The sequence below is a fragment of the Halomonas beimenensis genome, from assembly GCF_002549795.1.
In the GTDB taxonomy this organism is placed as follows: Bacteria; Pseudomonadota; Gammaproteobacteria; order Pseudomonadales; family Halomonadaceae; genus Halomonas; species Halomonas beimenensis.
Genome location: NZ_CP021435.1, coordinates 1,125,999 through 1,142,239, shown reverse-complemented (window position 1 = coordinate 1,142,239; position 16,241 = coordinate 1,125,999). Strand labels below are relative to the sequence as shown.

Annotated in this window: 11 protein-coding genes; 5 read left to right on the top strand and 6 right to left on the bottom strand. The window is 70.1% G+C overall.

Annotated elements, in window-relative coordinates:
- Nucleotides 1-2 precede the first annotated feature (2 nt).
- From betB to BEI_RS05400, 4 genes are all read left to right on the top strand, one after another.
- The gene (gene betB, locus BEI_RS05415) at nucleotides 3-1,469 is read left to right on the top strand and encodes a betaine-aldehyde dehydrogenase (RefSeq protein ID WP_097788554.1); all 1,467 of its coding nucleotides are present in this window, start codon (nucleotides 3-5) and stop codon (nucleotides 1,467-1,469) included.
- Nucleotides 1,470-1,826: 357 nt separating this feature from the next.
- Nucleotides 1,827-3,518, top strand: coding sequence for a choline dehydrogenase (gene betA, locus BEI_RS05410; RefSeq protein WP_097788553.1), 1,692 nt, complete (start codon nucleotides 1,827-1,829; stop codon nucleotides 3,516-3,518).
- Nucleotides 3,519-3,658: 140 nt separating this feature from the next.
- Entirely contained in the window at nucleotides 3,659-6,106 is a 2,448-nt protein-coding gene (locus tag BEI_RS05405) for an acyl-CoA dehydrogenase (protein WP_097788552.1), read from the top strand.
- Between the two features lie 175 nt (nucleotides 6,107-6,281).
- Nucleotides 6,282-7,301, top strand: a complete 1,020-nt coding sequence (locus BEI_RS05400) for a C45 family autoproteolytic acyltransferase/hydrolase (protein ID WP_097788551.1) — start codon at nucleotides 6,282-6,284, stop codon at nucleotides 7,299-7,301.
- Between the two features lie 69 nt (nucleotides 7,302-7,370).
- Here BEI_RS05400 and BEI_RS05395 read toward each other — a convergent pair whose 3' ends face one another.
- The 4 genes from BEI_RS05395 to BEI_RS05380 form a co-directional block, all read right to left on the bottom strand.
- A complete protein-coding gene (locus BEI_RS05395; protein WP_097788550.1) occupies nucleotides 7,371-9,218 on the bottom strand; it encodes an SLC13 family permease in 1,848 nt (615 codons plus the stop codon).
- A 125-nt stretch (nucleotides 9,219-9,343) separates the two neighbouring features.
- A complete protein-coding gene (locus BEI_RS05390) occupies nucleotides 9,344-10,150 on the bottom strand; it encodes an enoyl-CoA hydratase-related protein (protein WP_097788549.1) in 807 nt (268 codons plus the stop codon).
- Nucleotides 10,147-12,333 (bottom strand): acetate--CoA ligase family protein, encoded by a 2,187-nt coding sequence (locus tag BEI_RS05385; protein ID WP_097788548.1) that lies wholly within the window; start codon nucleotides 12,331-12,333, stop codon nucleotides 10,147-10,149. Before BEI_RS05385 ends, BEI_RS05390 begins: the two co-directional genes overlap by 4 nt.
- A 51-nt stretch (nucleotides 12,334-12,384) precedes the next feature.
- Entirely contained in the window at nucleotides 12,385-13,191 is an 807-nt protein-coding gene (locus BEI_RS05380; RefSeq protein WP_097788547.1) for an enoyl-CoA hydratase/isomerase family protein, read from the bottom strand.
- Nucleotides 13,192-13,411: 220 nt separating this feature from the next.
- On the opposite strand from BEI_RS05380, the gene BEI_RS05375 reads away from it, so the two are divergent.
- Nucleotides 13,412-14,329 (top strand): MurR/RpiR family transcriptional regulator, encoded by a 918-nt coding sequence (locus tag BEI_RS05375; RefSeq protein ID WP_227644591.1) that lies wholly within the window; start codon nucleotides 13,412-13,414, stop codon nucleotides 14,327-14,329.
- A gap of 177 nt (nucleotides 14,330-14,506) precedes the next feature.
- Here BEI_RS05375 and BEI_RS05365 read toward each other — a convergent pair whose 3' ends face one another.
- Complete coding sequence (locus BEI_RS05365; RefSeq protein ID WP_097788544.1) at nucleotides 14,507-15,493, bottom strand: NADPH:quinone reductase; 987 nt, start codon at nucleotides 15,491-15,493, stop codon at nucleotides 14,507-14,509.
- A gap of 172 nt (nucleotides 15,494-15,665) precedes the next feature.
- Complete coding sequence (locus BEI_RS05360) at nucleotides 15,666-16,238, bottom strand: hypothetical protein (protein WP_097788543.1); 573 nt, start codon at nucleotides 16,236-16,238, stop codon at nucleotides 15,666-15,668.
- Nucleotides 16,239-16,241 lie beyond the last annotated feature (3 nt).

Below are 16,241 nucleotides of genomic sequence, written 5' to 3'. Positions count from 1 at the left end.
CCATGACCCACGCTACCGAAACCCTCTATATCGACGGCCGCCGGGTGGACGCCACCTCGGGGGAAACCTTTGCGGTCGTGAATCCCTACGACGGCAGCACCCTGGCCCAGGTCCCACTGGCCAGCGAGGCCGACGTGGACGCCGCGGTCGCCGCCGCCCGCCGGGGCCAGAAGGTCTGGGCCGCCATGTCCGGGATGGAGCGCGGCCGGGTGCTGCAGCGGGCCGTGGCGCTGCTGAGGGAGCGCAACGACGAGCTGGCCGAGCTGGAGAGCCGCAACACCGGCAAGCCGATCAGCGAGACGGCCGCGGTGGACATCGTCACCGGCGCCGACGTCCTGGAGTACTATGCCGGCCTGGCCGCGGCCATCGAGGGCAGCCAGATCCCGCTGCGCGAGTCCTCCTTCGTCTACACTCGCCGCGAGCCGCTGGGCGTGATCGGTTCCATCGGCGCCTGGAACTATCCGATCCAGATCGCCTGCTGGAAGTCCGCCCCGGCACTCGCCGCCGGCAACGCCGTGGTCTTCAAGCCCAGCGAGGTGACCCCGCTGACCGCCATGCGCCTGGCCGAGATCCTCACCGAGGCCGGCCTGCCCGACGGCGTCTTCAACGTCGTCCATGGCGACGCCCGGGTCGGCCAGTTGATCACCGGCCATGACGACATCGACAAGGTGTCCTTCACCGGCGAGGTGGGCACCGGCAAGAAGGTCATGTCGGCTTCTGCCGCCTCCACCCTCAAGGACGTGACCATGGAACTCGGCGGCAAGTCCCCGCTGATCGTCTTCGCCGACGCCGACCTGGAGCGCGCCGCCGACGCCGCCATGATGGCCAACTTCTACTCCAGCGGGCAGATCTGCACCAACGGCACCCGGGTGTTCGTGGAGCGCAGCGTCAAGGAGGCCTTCGAGGGCAAGATCGCCGAGCGGGTGGCGCGCATCAAGGCCGGCGATCCGCTGGATCCGGCGGTCAACTTCGGCCCCCTGGTGAGCTTCGAGCACCAGGCGAAGGTGCTGTCCTACATCGCCATCGGCAAGCAGGAAGGCGCCCGGGTACTGGCCGGCGGCGACGCCTGGGACCAGGGCGACTACGCCCGCGGCGCCTGGGCGGCCCCCACGGTGTTCACCGACTGTACCGACGAGATGCGCATCGTGCGCGAGGAGATCTTCGGGCCGGTGATGTCGATCCTGGCCTTCGACGACGAGGAAGAGGTCATCCGCCGCGCCAACGACACCACCTATGGCCTGGCCGCCGGCGTCTTCACCGAGGGGCTCAACCGCGCCCACCGGGTGATCCACCGCCTCGAGGCCGGCATCTGCTGGGTCAACACCTGGGGCGAGTCCCCGGCCGAGATGCCGGTGGGCGGCTACAAGCAGTCCGGCGTCGGCCGCGAGAACGGCGTCGAGACCCTGGCCCACTACACCCAGACCAAGTCGGTGCAGGTCGAGATGGGCCCCTTCGAATCAGTGTTCTAAGACCGGCGTAAGGCCCGGGGAAGTGAGGCGCTTCCCCGGGGACGGCTCTGCGAGGAGGCGCTGTGAACCCTTCCCTGGGCGCTACCGACGCCCTGCTTCGCTCTCGCGTCCTGCTTCGCTTGCAGGACCGGTCCTGGCCATCCATGGCCAGTCCGTTCGAAGCAGTGCTTCTCACCCCTGGCGTAGGACCTCCTCTTCGAGCCGCCCCCGGCGCGCCTCACGCCCGGCATCGGAGACGTCCCCTCCGACATCCTTTCAAGACCATGACCGGAGCGCAGGGCCCTTCGCGTTCCCGACCGGTGAGCGGCTCTCGTTCCGCTCGCCACGAGACCCTTTTGACTGTTTCAGGGAGGCTCCATGTCGCAGTCCCGTGAATTCGATTACGTCATCATCGGCGCCGGTTCCGCCGGCAACGTCCTGGCCACCCGCCTGACCGAGGATCCCGACGTCAGCGTGCTGCTGCTCGAGGCCGGCGGTCCGGACCACCGCTTCGACTTCCGCACCCAGATGCCCGCCGCCCTGGCCTATCCGCTGCAGGGCAAGCGCTACAACTGGGCCTTCGAGACCGATCCCGAGCCGCACATGGACGGCCGGCGCATGGAGTGCGGCCGCGGCAAGGGCCTGGGCGGCTCCTCGCTGATCAACGGCATGTGCTACATCCGCGGCAATGCCCTCGACTACGACAACTGGGCCAAGCGGGACGGCCTCGAGGACTGGACCTACGCCGACTGCCTGCCCTACTTCCGCAAGGCCGAGACCCGCGACATCGGGCCCGACGACTACCATGGCGGCGATGGTCCGGTGAGCGTGACCACCCCGAAGGAGGGCAACAACCCCCTGTATCACGCCTTCATCGAGGCGGGACAGCAGGCCGGCTACCCGGCCACCGAGGACGTCAACGGCTACCAGCAGGAGGGCTTCGGCCCCATGGACCGCTTCGTGACGCCCAGCGGACGCCGGGCCTCCACCGCGCGGGGGTACCTGGACCAGGCCAAGGGCCGGCCGAACCTGACCATCGAGACCCGCGCCACCACCGACGTCATCACCTTCGAGGGCAGGCGGGCCACCGGCGTGCGCTACGAGCGCCGCGGCCAGCAACAAGAGGTCCGGGCACGCCGCGAGGTGCTGTTGTGCGCCGGGGCCATCGCCTCGCCGCAGATCCTGCAGCGCTCCGGCGTGGGCCCGAAGGACGTGCTCGACGAGCTCGGCATCACCCCGGTGCAGGTCAACGAGAACGTGGGACAGCACCTCCAGGATCACCTGGAGATGTACATCCAGTACGAGTGCAAGAAGCCGATCTCGCTGTATCCCGCGCTGAAGTGGTGGAACCAGCCGAAGATCGGTGCCGAGTGGCTGCTGTTCGGCAAGGGCGTCGGTGCCAGCAACCAGTTCGAGGCCGCCGGCTTCATCCGTAGCCGGGACGAGGAAGAGTGGCCCAACCTCCAGTACCACTTCCTGCCCATCGCCATCAGCTACAACGGCAAGAGCGCGGTCCAGGCCCACGGCTTCCAGGCCCACGTCGGCTCCATGCGCTCCGAGAGCGAAGGCCGGGTGCGCCTGACCTCCCGGGACCCCAAGGCGGCGCCGTCGATCCTGTTCAACTACATGTCCACCGAGAAGGACTGGCAGGAGTTCCGCGACGCCATCCGCCTGACCCGGGAGATCATCGCCCAGCCGGCCATGGACGAGTACCGGGGCCGCGAGATCTCCCCGGGGCCGGACGTACGGAGCGATGCCGAGCTGGATGCCTTCGTGCGCCAGCACGCCGAGACCGCCTATCACCCCTGCGGAAGCTGCCGCATGGGCGAGGGTGACGATGCCGTGGTCGATGGCGCCGGTCGGGTCCATGGCGTGGAGGCCCTGCGGGTGGTCGACGCCTCGCTGTTCCCGGTGATCCCCACCGGCAACCTCAACGCCCCGACGATCATGCTGGCCGAGAAGATGGCCGACAAGATCCGTGGCCGTGATCCCCTGCCGAGAAGCGACGCCCCCTACTACGTGGCGGACGGCGCCCCCGCCCAGCGCGAGCCGATGCGCCGCCTGGCCTGACCGCCTCCCGCTTCCCGCCATACGCCCCGCCCCTGTGCGGGGCGTTTTCGGTTGGTAGGCGGATCGGGGTTGGCCAAGCCGCCCCGGATGGGCTAGGCTGAAGAAATTCAAACAAGTGTTCGAATGCCTTGGAGCCGCCCATGCTGACCCTGATCCTGATCGTGCTCGCCATCGCCGGCCTGCTCGTCGTCATGCGCCGCGAGGCGGGGGCCCTTCCCGCCCTGGCCGTCACCGCCGCCCTCGGCCTGGTCGGGGTGGTGGCCGGCGCCACCGTGATCGGCGTGCTGCTGCTCGCCGGCGCCGCCGCCATCGCCGCCGGCGGCCTGCCCGAGCTGCGCCGGCGCTGGCTGAGCCCCCGCCTCTTCGAACGCTTCAAGCGGGTCGCCCCCAAGGTCTCGGCCACCGAGCGCATCGCCCTCGAGGCCGGCAGCGTCGCCTGGGAAGGCGAGCTGTTCACCGGTCGCCCCGACTGGCGCAAGCTGTTCGCCTACACGGATGACGGCCTGTCGGCGGAGGAGCGCGCCTTCCTCGACCGGCAATGCAGCGTGGCCGCCGGCATGTGCAACGACTGGGACATCGCCAAGGAGCGCGCCGACCTGCCCCAGGAACTCTGGGACTACCTCAAGCGCGAGGGCTTCTTCGGCATGATCATCCCGAAGGAATACGGGGGCCTGGGCTTCTCCGCCAAGGCCCAGTCCATGGTCCTGCAGAAGCTTTCGCTCAACGAGACCCTGATGGTCACGGTGGGCGTGCCCAACTCCCTGGGCCCGGGCGAGCTGCTGCTCAAGTACGGCACCCAGGAACAGAAGGATCACTACCTGCCCCGCCTGGCCGACGGTCGCGAGATCCCCTGCTTCGCCCTCACCGGCCCCCGGGCCGGCAGCGACGCCACCGCCCTGCCCGACACCGGCGTGGTCTGCAAGCGGGTGATCGACGGCGAGGAGGTCCTGGGACTTCGCCTCGACTTCGAGAAGCGCTGGATCACCCTGGCCCCCATCGCCAGCGTGGTGGGCCTGGCCTTCCGGCTGTTCGACCCGGATCACCTGCTCGGCGACGAGGCCGACCGCGGAATCACCCTGGCCTTGATCCCCCGGGACACCGAGGGCCTGGAGATCGGCCGCCGCCACCACCCCATCGGCAGCCCCTTCCTCAACGGGCCGATCAAGGGGCGCGACGTCTTCGTGCCGCTGTCCACCATCATCGGCGGCGAGGCCATGATCGGCCAGGGCTGGCGGATGCTGGTGGAGTGCCTCTCCGTGGGACGCTGTATCACGCTGCCCTCCGGCGCCACCGGCACCGCCCGCTATGCCCTGGGCTGGACCGGAGGCTTCGCCCGCATCCGGCGCCAGTTCGAGGTCCCGGTGGCCGAGATGGAGGGCGTCCAGGAGCCGCTGGCCCGGATGGCGGCCCTGGGCTACATCGCCCAGGCGGCGGTCTATCAGACCGCCAACACCATCGATCACGGCGAGCAGCCGGCGGTGCCCTCGGCGATCCTCAAGAGCCAGCTCACCGAGTTCCAGCGGTCCATCCTCGCCGACGCCATGGACGTCCACGGCGGCAAGGCGGTCACCCTCGGCCCGCGCAACTACCTCGGCATCGGCTACAGCGCCAACCCGGTGGCGATCACCGTCGAGGGCGCCAACATCATGACCCGCAACCTGATGATCTTCGGCCAGGGGGCGATCCGCTGCCATCCCTATGTGCTCGAGGAGCTGGCCGCCCAGGAGGCCGACGATCTCGAGGCCTTCGATGCCGCCATCTTCGGCCACGCCGGCCTGGTACTGGGCAACGCCGCCCGAGCGCTCACGCTGGGACTGGGCCTGGGCCGGGATGCGGTGCCCTTCGATGCCGTGGCCACCCCCTATGCCCGGGAGCTCGCGCGCCTCTCCGCCGGCTTCGGCCTCACCGCCGACGCCGCCATGGCGAGCCTCGGCTCGCAGCTCAAGCAGCGCGAGATGCTCTCGGCCCGCCTCGGCGACGTGCTGTCCAACCTCTACCTGGCCAGCATGCTGCTCAAGCAGTGGCAGGAAGGCGACCGGGTGGAAGGCGAGGTGGAGTTGCTGCACTACGCCGCCCGCTTCCTGCTGGGGCGCGCCGAACAGGCCTTCGTCGAACTCTTCGACAACCTGCCCAACCGTGCCCTGGCCCGGTCGCTGCGCCTGGTGGTGATGCCCCGGGGGCGGCGCTGGTCGCGACCGAAGGATGACCTGACTCGCGCCATCGCCCAGGCCGTCAGCCGGGACACGGCCCTGCGCCGCAAGCTGCTGGTCGGGGCCTGGGATGGCGACGACGGGCCGCAGGACAATCCCCTGGCCCGCTACAACGCCCTGCTGGCCACCCAGGAACGCGCCGAAGGGATCTACCGCACCCTGCGCAAGGCCAGCGCCAAGGGCGAGCTCCCCGCCGAGGCCCTGCACCCGGAGCAGCGGCTGGAGGCGGCCGTCGAGCGAGGCCTGGTCGCGGAGGACGATGCCGCCTTCATGCGCCAGCGCGAGGCCGAGGTGCTGGACATGCTGACCGTGGACGACTTCGACTACGACGCCTTCGTCACCGACAAGTCCAAGGTGCTGCGCCACCACCCCGCCTGACGGCTGGCCGATCCGCCCCGCACGACGATGCCCCGGCTCCCCTGCCGGGGCGTCGTCGTGGGGGACCCGGACAGCCCCGGCACTGGACCCGGCGCCATGCCATGCGATACTCGGGGCAGTCGGGCGGGCGCCAGCCTGTTCTCCGCCTCCTTTCCCTTCGCTCGGGCCGTCAAGCATGCACCATCTCGATATCGCGGGTAGCCCCTACGCCATCGGCCACGCCATGGGCGAGCGGGGCCGCACGGCCTTCGCCGACCGGATCCTGCCCAGCGCGGACTTCCGGCGCCTCACCCCGGCCCTGGCCAACGGCTGGCTGACCGCCGTGGCGGCTCGGGTGCGGCGCCACTTCCCCGGGGTGCACGAGGAATTGCGCGGCCTGGCCGACGGCCTGGCCCAGCCCTTCGAGCACGTCCTGCTGTGGAACTGTCGCGGGGACCTCTCGCCCACCGGGCCCGAGGGATGTTCCTCGGTGGCGGTCGCTCAGGGTGACGAGGCCTGGCTGGCCCACAACGAGGACGGCCAGCCCTCGCTGCGCGACGCCTGCTTCCTGCTCGAGGCCCGACCCGATCAAGGGCCGGCCTACCTGGCCTTCTGCTATCCCGGCTCGCTGGCGGGGCACACCCTCGGGGTCAATGCCGCGGGCCTCGCCTATACCGTCAACAACATCCGGCTGACCGAGACCCGCGAGGGCATCCCGCGCATGGTCACGGCTCGCGCCCTGCTCGACTGCCGCGATGTCGGCGAGGCGCTCTCGCTGCTGCGACATACCCATCGCAGCGGCGGCTTCCACTTCATGATGGCCGATACCCGCCACCGCACCGCCTGGAGCGTGGAAGCTCCCTGGCAGGGCGTCTCGGCACCGGCCGTCGAGGACCGGGCGGTGCATGCCAACCATCTGGTCCATCCCCCCTTCTCCTCGGTGGCGCAGCGCATCACCGACTCCTCCGCGGCACGCCAGCGCCGCCTGGAGGCGTGGCGGCGCACGACCTCCGGCGCCGTCTCCCCCGAGGAACTGCTGGCACTGCTGGGGGATCGCTCGCATCCCCGGCTGCCCCTCTACCGGCTCGCTCCCGACGATCCCGACGACGAGAACACCCTGGCCACGGTGCTGTTTCGCGTCACCTCCCGTGGCGTCTGGGTGCAGTTGCGGCCCGGCCCGGACCGGCCTCCCGTCCTCGAGCGCTGGTTCGGATGATCCCCGGCCGATCGGGTCGACCCCGGGGCAGGACGGCGAGGTCCCGGGGCCCCGACTGCGGCAAGCGCCCTACAGGGGCCAGACCAGCAGGATCATCGGGATGGCCACCACCATCACCGACAGGGAGAGCGGCAGGCCCAGCTTCCAGTAGTCGCCGAAGCGGTACCCGCCCGGCCCCATGACCAGGGTGTTGGACTGGTGCCCGATGGGCGTCAGGAAGGCGCAGGAGGCGCTGATCGCCACCACCATCAGGAAGGGATCCAGGGACGCCTCGAAACCTTCGGCGAGGCTCGCGGCGATGGGGGCCATCAGCAGTGCCGCGGCGGCGTTGTTGACCACGTTGGACAGCGCCATGCAGATGAGGAAGAGGCCCGCCAGGGTGAGGACCACCGGCCACGCGCTGCCGAGGGTCAGCAGGGCATCGGCGATCAGGGCGGCCCCCCCGCTGGTGTCCAGGGCCTGGCCCACCGGGATCATGGCCCCGAGCAGCACGATCACCGGCCCGTCGATGGCCTGGTAGGCCTCGCGCAGGCTCAGGACGCCAACCAGCAACGACACCAGGGCCGCCCCGCTCAGCGCCACCGCCGCGGGCAGCAGGTCGAGCACCATGGCGAGCACCGCCGCGGCGAAGATCGCCACCGACATCAGCAGCATGCGCGGCTGCCCCAGGGTCAGGTTACGACTGGCCAGCGGCAGGCAGCCCAGGGTGGTGAGGCTCTCGGTGATGTCCCCCTCGCCGCCCTGCAGCAGCAGGACGTCGCCGGCCCGGAAGCGGATGTCGCGCAGCCGCTGGTTGAGCCGGCCGCCGTCCCGGGCCACCGCCACCAGGTGCAGGCCGAACTGGTTGTGCAATCGCAGCTGGGTGACGGTGCGCTGGATCATCAGCGAGTCGTTGCGCACCACGGCCTCGACCAGCTGCAGTCCCTCGGTATCCACCGGGGGACGCTTGTCCTTGCGCTTTTCCTTGCCCTGGGACCCTGCCTCCGAGGATTCCTCCACCTCCTCGCCCTCGAGGGCTTCCTCGGGGGGCGGCTCGGGGCCGACCTCCAGCCCGGCCTTGTCCTCGAGCAGCTTCATCTCCTCGGGCCCAGCCTCCACCATGAGGATATCGTCCTCCTGCAGGACGCCATGGAAGGCATGCCCGGCATGGCGCTTGTCGCCCCGGATCACCGCCAGCACGGGGATCGGCTCCTCCACGGCCCGGCGCAGGTCGCGCAGCGACCAGCCCGCCGCCTTGCCGTCCTCGGGCACCCGCAGCTCCACCAGGTAGTGAGCGGTGTCGAACATCGCATCGAGGGAGGCCGTCCCGGCGCGCCGGGGCACGAGGTGGCGCCCCACCAGCACGATGAAGGCCAGACCGGCCAGGGCCACGGTGGCCCCGACCGGGAAGAAGGAGAACATGCCGAAGCTCTCGCCACTCACCGAGCCTCGGTAGCTGGAGATGATGATGTTCGGAGGGGTGCCGATCAGGGTCGTCAACCCGCCCAGGAGCGAACCGAAGGCCAGCGGCATCAGCAGCAGCGACGGGGGAGTGTCGTGCTCCCGGGCCATGCGGATCGCCACCGGCAGCATCAGCGCCAGGGCCCCGACGTTGTTCATGACCCCGGAGAGCACCAGGACGGTGCCGGTCAGCACCAGCATCTGCAGGATCAGCCGGTCGCCGACCCGCAGCGCCTGCTCGGCGATCACGTCGACCAGGCCCGATCGCTCGAAGCCCCGGCTGAGCACCAGCACCGCCACCACGGTGATCACGGCGGGATGACCGAAGCCGAGGAAGGCCCGCTCGGCCGGGACCAGTCCCAGCAGCACCGAGCCCAGCAGCGCCGCCAGCGCCACCAGATCGTAGCGGAAGCGTCCCCAGACGAAGGCCGCAAGGGTCGCGGCGAGGATCACGAACACCTGGGTGCTGTCGGCCATCCGGTGCCCTCCCTGTCCGGCACGATGTCTCAAGCACAACAGGCGGGCGGCGGAAAATCCAGTCCTTCCGTATCCGTCTGCCCCGGCGTCCGCCCGGCACCGGGGCACAGGAGTTCAGGCGGCGCTCACTTCCTGGCCATCTTCTCCAGCATGGCCTGGACGGCCTCCAGGTGCTCGGGCTCGTTGTGGCTCATGCCCTGGAAGACCGCGCAGAGGTCGAGGAAGTCCGGCAGTTCCATGCGGCTGCCCATCTTCAGCAACCGCTTGGTCAAGCGGGTGGCCTTGGGCGGTTGGGCGGCGATGCGGGCGGCGAGTTCGGCGGTCCGCTGGGCGAGCGCCTCGGGCTCGACCACTTCCAGCACGATGCCCAGCTCTCGGGCCTCCTCGGCCTCGACCACCCGGCCGGTGAAGGCCAGCTCGCAGGCCCGCTGGTAGCCCACCAGGCGCGGCAGGAACCAGGCCCCGCCGTCGCCGGGGATGATGCCCAGGTTGAGGAAGGTCTCGCCGAACTTCGCCTTGCGCGAGGCCAGGCGGAGATCGGCCATGTTGGCCAGGTCGAAGCCGGAGCCGATGGCCGGGCCGTTCACCGCGGCGATCACCGGCACCTCGACGCCCTGGAGCGCCAGGGGCATGCGCTGGATGCCCTGCCGGTAGCGGTCGGCCACCTCGGCGACGCCGCCGGCGAAGTCGCCGCCCCGGCTGGCCATGTCCTTGACGTTGCCGCCGGCGGAGAAGGCCGAGCCGGCCCCGGTGATCACCAGCACCGAGACGGCCTCGCAGCGATTGACCCAGTCGCAGGTGGCGAGGATGTCGTCCACCAGCCTGGTGCCGGTCAGGGCGTTGCGCACGTCGTGGCGATCCAGGGTCAGGGTGGCCACGCCCTCCTCCAGGTCGAGGCGGGCGTCGGTCAGGGTCGGCAGGGTCTCGCTCATGCGGGAGATTCCTCGTGAAGGGGTTCGCGCTCGACGATAACCCGGGCATCGACCACCGCATAGCCGTCGGCGTTGACGATCACCGGGTTGAGGTCCAGCTCCTTGAGATCGGGATAGGCCTCGACGATCCGAGAGACCGACACCAGCAGGTCGACCAGGGCCTCCTGGTCCACCGCCGGCTCGCCGCGCACGCCGTCGAGGATCCTGCGGGCCTTGATCTGCGCGACCATGCCCCGGGCGTCCTGGCGGGACAGCGGGATGGCACGGAAGGCCACGTCCTCGAGGATCTCGACGAAGATGCCGCCGAGGCCGAACATCAGGACCGGGCCGAAGATGGGGTCCCGGATCACGCCGACGATGACCTCGACGCCCTTCTTCGCCATGGGAGTGACCAGTACCCCTTCGATGTCGGCGTCGGGGTCATACGCCCGACAGGAGGCGAGGATGGCCTCCCGGGCCTCCTCCAGGGCCGCTCGACCGACCAGATCGAGCCGCACGCCGCCGGCATCGGACTTGTGCAGGATGTCCCGGGAGACCACCTTCATGGCCAGGGGCGCGTCGCCGAAGGTCGCCGCCACCTCGGCGAGCTCTCCGGCCTCGCGCACCACCCGTTCCTCGGGCACCGCGATGCCGTGCTCGCGAAGCAACCGCTTGGCCTCGTACTCGAAGAGGTCGCGTCCCTCGCGTCTCGCCCGGGCGAAGGTCGCCTCCAGCTCGGGATGGGCATCGACCGAGACCTCCCGAGCCTGGGGACGCGCCTGGGCGAGATACTGGCCCCGCTCGCCGAGCGCCGACAGCACGCGCACCGAGTGCTCGATGGAGGCATAGACCGGCAACCCCGCCTCGTGGAGACGACGCAGGGCCGGCGGCTGGATCGGCGCATAGAGGCTGTAGATCACCAGCGGCTTGTCGGTGGCATGGGCCAGGTCGACCATGGCCTCGGCCCCGCGCATCTCGTCGCCCAGCAGCGACTCGGCGAAGCGGATGCTGTAGCCGCCGAACATCCCCACCAGGAAGACGCTGTCCACCCCGGGATCGGCGGCGACGATCTCCATGCAGGTGGCGAGCAGCGAGGGGTGGGCGTCGGTGGAGCCGGCCACGTCCACCGGATTGACGGTGGAGGCCTGGGGCAGCAGCACCTCGCGCAGCCGGGCCCGGGTGGCCTCGGACAGCTCGGCGAGCTCCAGCCCGGCCTCGGCCAGGCGGTCGGAGGCGATGGTGGCCTGGCCGCCGCCGTCGGCCACCACCGCGACCCGCTTGCCCGCGGCCTTCTGCAACAGCCCCAAGCCCTCGGCCACGGGGAGGATCTCGTCGGAGTGCTGGACCACGCTGACGCCGGACTGCTTGAGCAGGTCGACGGTCATGGCGTAGCTGCCGGCCAGCGCCCCGGTGTGGGAGCTGGCCGCCTTCTGCCCCTGCTCGGTGGAACCCGACTTGTAGACCACCACCGGCTTCATGGCGGCCACCTCCCGCGCCACCTCGAGGAACCTGCGCCCGTCGCGGAAGCCCTCCACGTAGAGGGTGGCCACCCGGGTATGACGATCCTCGCCCAGGTAGCGCAGGTAGTCGTTGAAGCCGATATCGCTCTGGTTGCCCGGCCCGACATAGGTGGAGAAGCCCACATGGCCGTTGTGCTGGGCTTCCAGCGCCAGCGACAGCAGCATGTTGCCCGACTGGGAGACGATGCCCACGCCGCCGGGCTTGACGTTGTCCAGCGCCAGCAGGTTCAGCTGGTGATGGAGGTTGAACACCCCGGAGGTGTTGGGCCCGATGATGCGCACGCCATGGGCCCGGGCGGCTTCCATCATCTGCCGCTCGAGGGCGGCCCCTTCGCCGCCGACCTCGGCGAAGCCGCTGGCCAGGATCACCGCGCCCTGGATCCCGCGTCGGCCGCACTCGCGGATGAGGCCGGGTACGCTGGGCGCCGGGGTGCAGATCAGGGCCAGTTCGGGAGAACCGGGAATCTCGGCCACGGAGGGCCAGGCGCGGACGCCGAGAATCATGTCCGCCTTGGGGTTGACCGGATAGACATCGCCCCGGAAGCCGTCCTTGATCAGCCCCACCATGGCCTTGTAGCCGCGCTTGGTGGGGTCCGCGGAGGCACCGATCACGGCGATGCCGGTGGGCGCCAGGATATCGTGCAGGGGGCTGCGGGTACTGAGGTGTCCTTCGATGGGGTTCATGGCGTGCGCCTGGGCCTCTGAAGAATCGGGGAAAGGGTGGGCGTGGTCGGGCTACTGGCCGCGGAAGTTCGGCTCGCGCTTCTCGGCGAAGGCGTCGACGCCCTCCTGCCAGTCCTCCGTGGTGGAACAGGTGAAGACGGCATCCAGCTCCTGCTGCAGCTGGCCATCCAGGTCGGTATGGGCGCCCTGGTTGACCAGGCGCTTGAGCATGGCGAGGGAGACCGGCGCCTGGCGGGCCAGCTCATTGGCCAGCCGACGCGCCTCGTCGAGCAGCGCCTCCCCCGACCAGCAGTCGCCGGCCAGGCCGATCCGGGCCGCCTCCTCGCCGGTGATGCGCTGCCCCGTATAGAGCAGGCGTCGGGCCTGGGCCAGGCCCACGAGCTGCGGCAGCAGCTTGGAGACACCGCCCCCCACGCTGGTACCGATGCCGGTCTCGGGGAAACCGATCTGGGCCTCCTCGGCCATCAGCAGGAAGTCGCAGGCCACCGCCATCTCGGCGCCGGCGCCCAGGGCGTAGCCGTTCACCGCGGCGATCACCGGCACCCTCGCCCGCAGGATGGCCTCGCAGACGTCATTGCCCAGCTGCAGGTACTGGCGGCGCTGATAGAGGGTGCGCCGGGCCGCGCCGTGCTCCTTCAGGTCGGCCCCCACGCAGAAGGCCCGCCCCTCGCCGGTGAGGATCACCGCCCGGATGTCGGGATCCGCCTCGGCGGCGGCCAGCGCCTGGAGGAGTTCGGTGTAGAGGGCCTCGACCACCGCATTGAGGCGGTGGGGACGGTTGAAGCGGATCTCCATCACCGGGCCATGGCGCTGGGTGATCAGGGTCTCGTGGCGGGGGGACTGGCTGGCGTGGCTCATGCGGTCGCTCGCTGGAACAGGGGGATCGAGGTCGACACAAACGTTTCGCAAACTTCGATACGTGGGAACGTTCGTGATGTGGCGCATCCTAGGGGAGGCCGGCGCCCGAGGTCAACACATACGTGCCAGTTTTACACCATCCAGACACATTCGTGTCACTAGCGAGGGCGCCATGGGTTACAATGGGCCCGCATCATCGATAACCCTTGAGGAGACGCGCGTGCCGGAACAGGATTTTCGAGACCAGGCGGCGCCCATGGAGGCCCCCGCCGGGCTGGATGCGGTCAATCAGCAGCTGGCCGAGATCTACCCGGACCTCAGCCCCCAGCTCAAGGTGGCAGCGGGCTACGTGCTGGAGCATTCCGTGGAGATCGCCCTGCAGTCGATCCGCAAGACGGCCGCCGCCGCCGAGGTCACGCCCTCGACGCTGATGCGCCTGGCCAAGCGGCTGGGGTTCGAGAGCTACGAGCAGTTCCGGGAGGTGTTCCAGGCCGCGGTCCAGGCCGGGCCGGTGGAGCTCTCGGGGCGCGCCAGCCAGTTGCGGACCCTGGCCAGCCAGACGGACGACCAGGTGTTCCTGGACGTCGGCGATGCCGCCTTCGACAACATCGGCCGGCTGTTCACCGCCGACAACCAGGCCCGGGTGCGGCAGGCCGCCCAGCGCATCCTGGCCGCCGAGAAGGTGGCGGTGGTGGGCTTCCGGGATACCTTCGCCTGCGCCTACCACTTCGCCTACGTGGGACGCATCGCCATGCCCAACATCCAGCTGGTGCGCGGCCTGGAGGGTGGCCTGCTCACCGAGCTGGCGGCCTTCGGCGAGCGGGACGTGGTGGTGCTGTTCGGCTTCGAGCCCTACTGCGCCGAGACCATGCGCGCGCTGGAGATCGCCCGGGCCGCCGGCGTCTCGCCCATCGTCATCACCGACACCATGCGCTCCCCGCTGGTCCCGGGGGCGGAGATCACCTTCACCGTGGCCAACGCCACCCCGCACTTCTTCCCGTCGATCCTCTCGGCGATCACCCTGATCGAGGCGATCCTCGCCGAATGCGTGGCCTTCGGCCCCGACGACCTGGTTGGCAACGTGGCCCGCTTCGAGTCGCTGATGCGGGAGATGGGGGCCTACGTCGAGTACGAGTAGCTGGAAGCTGGAAGCTGGAAGCTGGAAGCTGGAAGCTGGAAGCTGGAAGCTGGAAGCTGGAAGCTGGAAGCTGGAAGCTGGAAGGCAGCTTGAGCCTGATGGCTGCGGGGTCAAGGGGGTTCTTCCAGCTTCCAGGCGCGGAGCGTCGCTCTTCAAGCTTCAAGCTCCCTGACCCGGCTACGCCGGGTCAGGGATCAGGATCGTCGACCCGGTAGTGCGGCGGGAGGCCAGCGCCTCCTGGGCCTTCGCGGCCTCGGCGAGGGGGTAGCGCTGGCCGATATCGACCGTCACCTCGCCGCTCTCCAGCACGGCGAACAGGTCGGCGGCCATGGCCTCGAGCCGTTCCCGGGTGTCCGCGTAGCCGTTGAGGCTCGGTCGGGTCACGAAGAGCGAGCCCTTCTGGTTGAGGATGCCGATGTTGACGCCCTCCACCGGCCCGGAGGCGTTGCCGAAGCTGACCATCAGGCCGCGCTTCTTCAGGCAGTCCAGGGAGGTCTCCCAGGTGTCCTTGCCCACCGAGTCGTAGACCACGTCGCACATGGCCCCGCCGGTCAGCTCGCGCACCCGCTCGACCACGTCTTCCTTCGTGTAGTCGATGGTCGCCCAGGCGCCGTTGCGCTCGGCCAGGGCCGCCTTCTCGGGGGAGCTCACGGTACCGATCAGCCGGACGCCGAGCGCCCGGGCCCACTGGCAGGCGATGGACCCCACCCCGCCGGCGGCGGCGTGCCAGAGGATGGTTTCGCCGCCCTTGAGCGGATAGGTCTGGCGCAGCAGGTACTGGACGGTGAGTCCCTTGAGCATCGAGGCCGCGGCGGTCTCGACGTCGAGGGTGTCGGGCAGCGCCACCACCTTGTCCGCCGGCAGGGTGTGCAGCTCGGCGTAGGCGCCCAGCGGCCCCTGGGCATAGGCCACGCGGTCGCCCACGGCCAGCCCCTCGACGCCCTCCCCCAGGGCGTCGACCACGCCGGCCCCCTCGGTGCCCAGCCCGGACGGCAGGGCAGGCGCCGGATAGAGGCCGGTGCGGAAGTAGATGTCGATGAAGTTGAGTCCCACCGCCTGGTTGCGGACCCGCACCTCGCCGGCCCCCGCCTCGGCGGGGGCGACGTCGACGAGTTCGAGGACCTCGGGACCGCCGGTGCGGGCGAACTGGATGCGCTTGGCCATCGGGGAATTCCTTATGCCGCTAATGGGTGAGCGACCAGTCAAGCGCTCCTCCCGCGCGGGGTCAAGCCGCCAGGCTCGGAGGGCAGAACTATCGGAGTCATGGACCTGGTCCCCCCCCCCCTTCGCCCCGTCCCCGGCGCCGCTCGTCTCGCCAACGGCGACAGGCCCTGGCTCAGAGAGTCTCGGGGAAGGCCTTCAGGCCCTCCACGAAGAGCCGCTTGTAGTCGTCGAACAGGGCGCGGTCCTGCTTGAACGACTGCACGATGCTGCGCTCGTCCACGGTCAGGGTGCGGGGGAGGTCGCCGAGCCCGGTGGCCGGGTGGCGGGACGACAGGCCGATGCGCACCCCGCCCTTGCCGCTGAACCAGCGATCGATGCCGGCCTCGCGGAAGCGTCGCTCCTGTTCCGCGCTCGCCGCATCGACCCGCAGCGGCGCCCGCAGCGCCAGCTCGCTCACCAGGCGTAGTCCGGGCGCCTTCACGGGCTGCTGGGAGAGATCGGCCAGTTGCATGACGTTCATGCCCTCGCCCGCCTCGTCAAGTGCCAGCAGGGCCAGGGCCAGGGGCCGCGATTCCTCGTCGACCAGCGCCAGCAGCCGCGCCGCTTCCTGCTCGAACAGCACGCCCAGGACCCCGGCGAAGGTCACCAGGGGGGCCAGGGCGACGTGGTGGCCGTAGACCTCGGCGCACAGCCGGGCCAGACAGGCCTCACGCTGTGCCTCGTTCTTGATATGCACGACTCTCATGGG

Excerpts from the sequence above, each read along its gene's own strand:
- betB (WP_097788554.1), top strand. The coding sequence starts at position 3 with ATGACCCACGCTACCGAAACCCTCTATATCGACGGCCGCCGGGTGGAC.
- betA (WP_097788553.1), top strand. The coding sequence starts at position 1,827 with ATGTCGCAGTCCCGTGAATTCGATTACGTCATCATCGGCGCCGGTTCC.
- BEI_RS05405 (WP_097788552.1), top strand. The coding sequence starts at position 3,659 with ATGCTGACCCTGATCCTGATCGTGCTCGCCATCGCCGGCCTGCTCGTC.
- BEI_RS05400 (WP_097788551.1), top strand. The coding sequence starts at position 6,282 with ATGCACCATCTCGATATCGCGGGTAGCCCCTACGCCATCGGCCACGCC.
- BEI_RS05395 (WP_097788550.1), bottom strand. The coding sequence starts at position 9,218 with ATGGCCGACAGCACCCAGGTGTTCGTGATCCTCGCCGCGACCCTTGCG.
- BEI_RS05390 (WP_097788549.1), bottom strand. The coding sequence starts at position 10,150 with ATGAGCGAGACCCTGCCGACCCTGACCGACGCCCGCCTCGACCTGGAG.
- BEI_RS05385 (WP_097788548.1), bottom strand. The coding sequence starts at position 12,333 with ATGAACCCCATCGAAGGACACCTCAGTACCCGCAGCCCCCTGCACGAT.
- BEI_RS05380 (WP_097788547.1), bottom strand. The coding sequence starts at position 13,191 with ATGAGCCACGCCAGCCAGTCCCCCCGCCACGAGACCCTGATCACCCAG.
- BEI_RS05365 (WP_097788544.1), bottom strand. The coding sequence starts at position 15,493 with ATGGCCAAGCGCATCCAGTTCGCCCGCACCGGCGGTCCCGAGGTCCTC.
- BEI_RS05360 (WP_097788543.1), bottom strand. The coding sequence starts at position 16,238 with ATGAGAGTCGTGCATATCAAGAACGAGGCACAGCGTGAGGCCTGTCTG.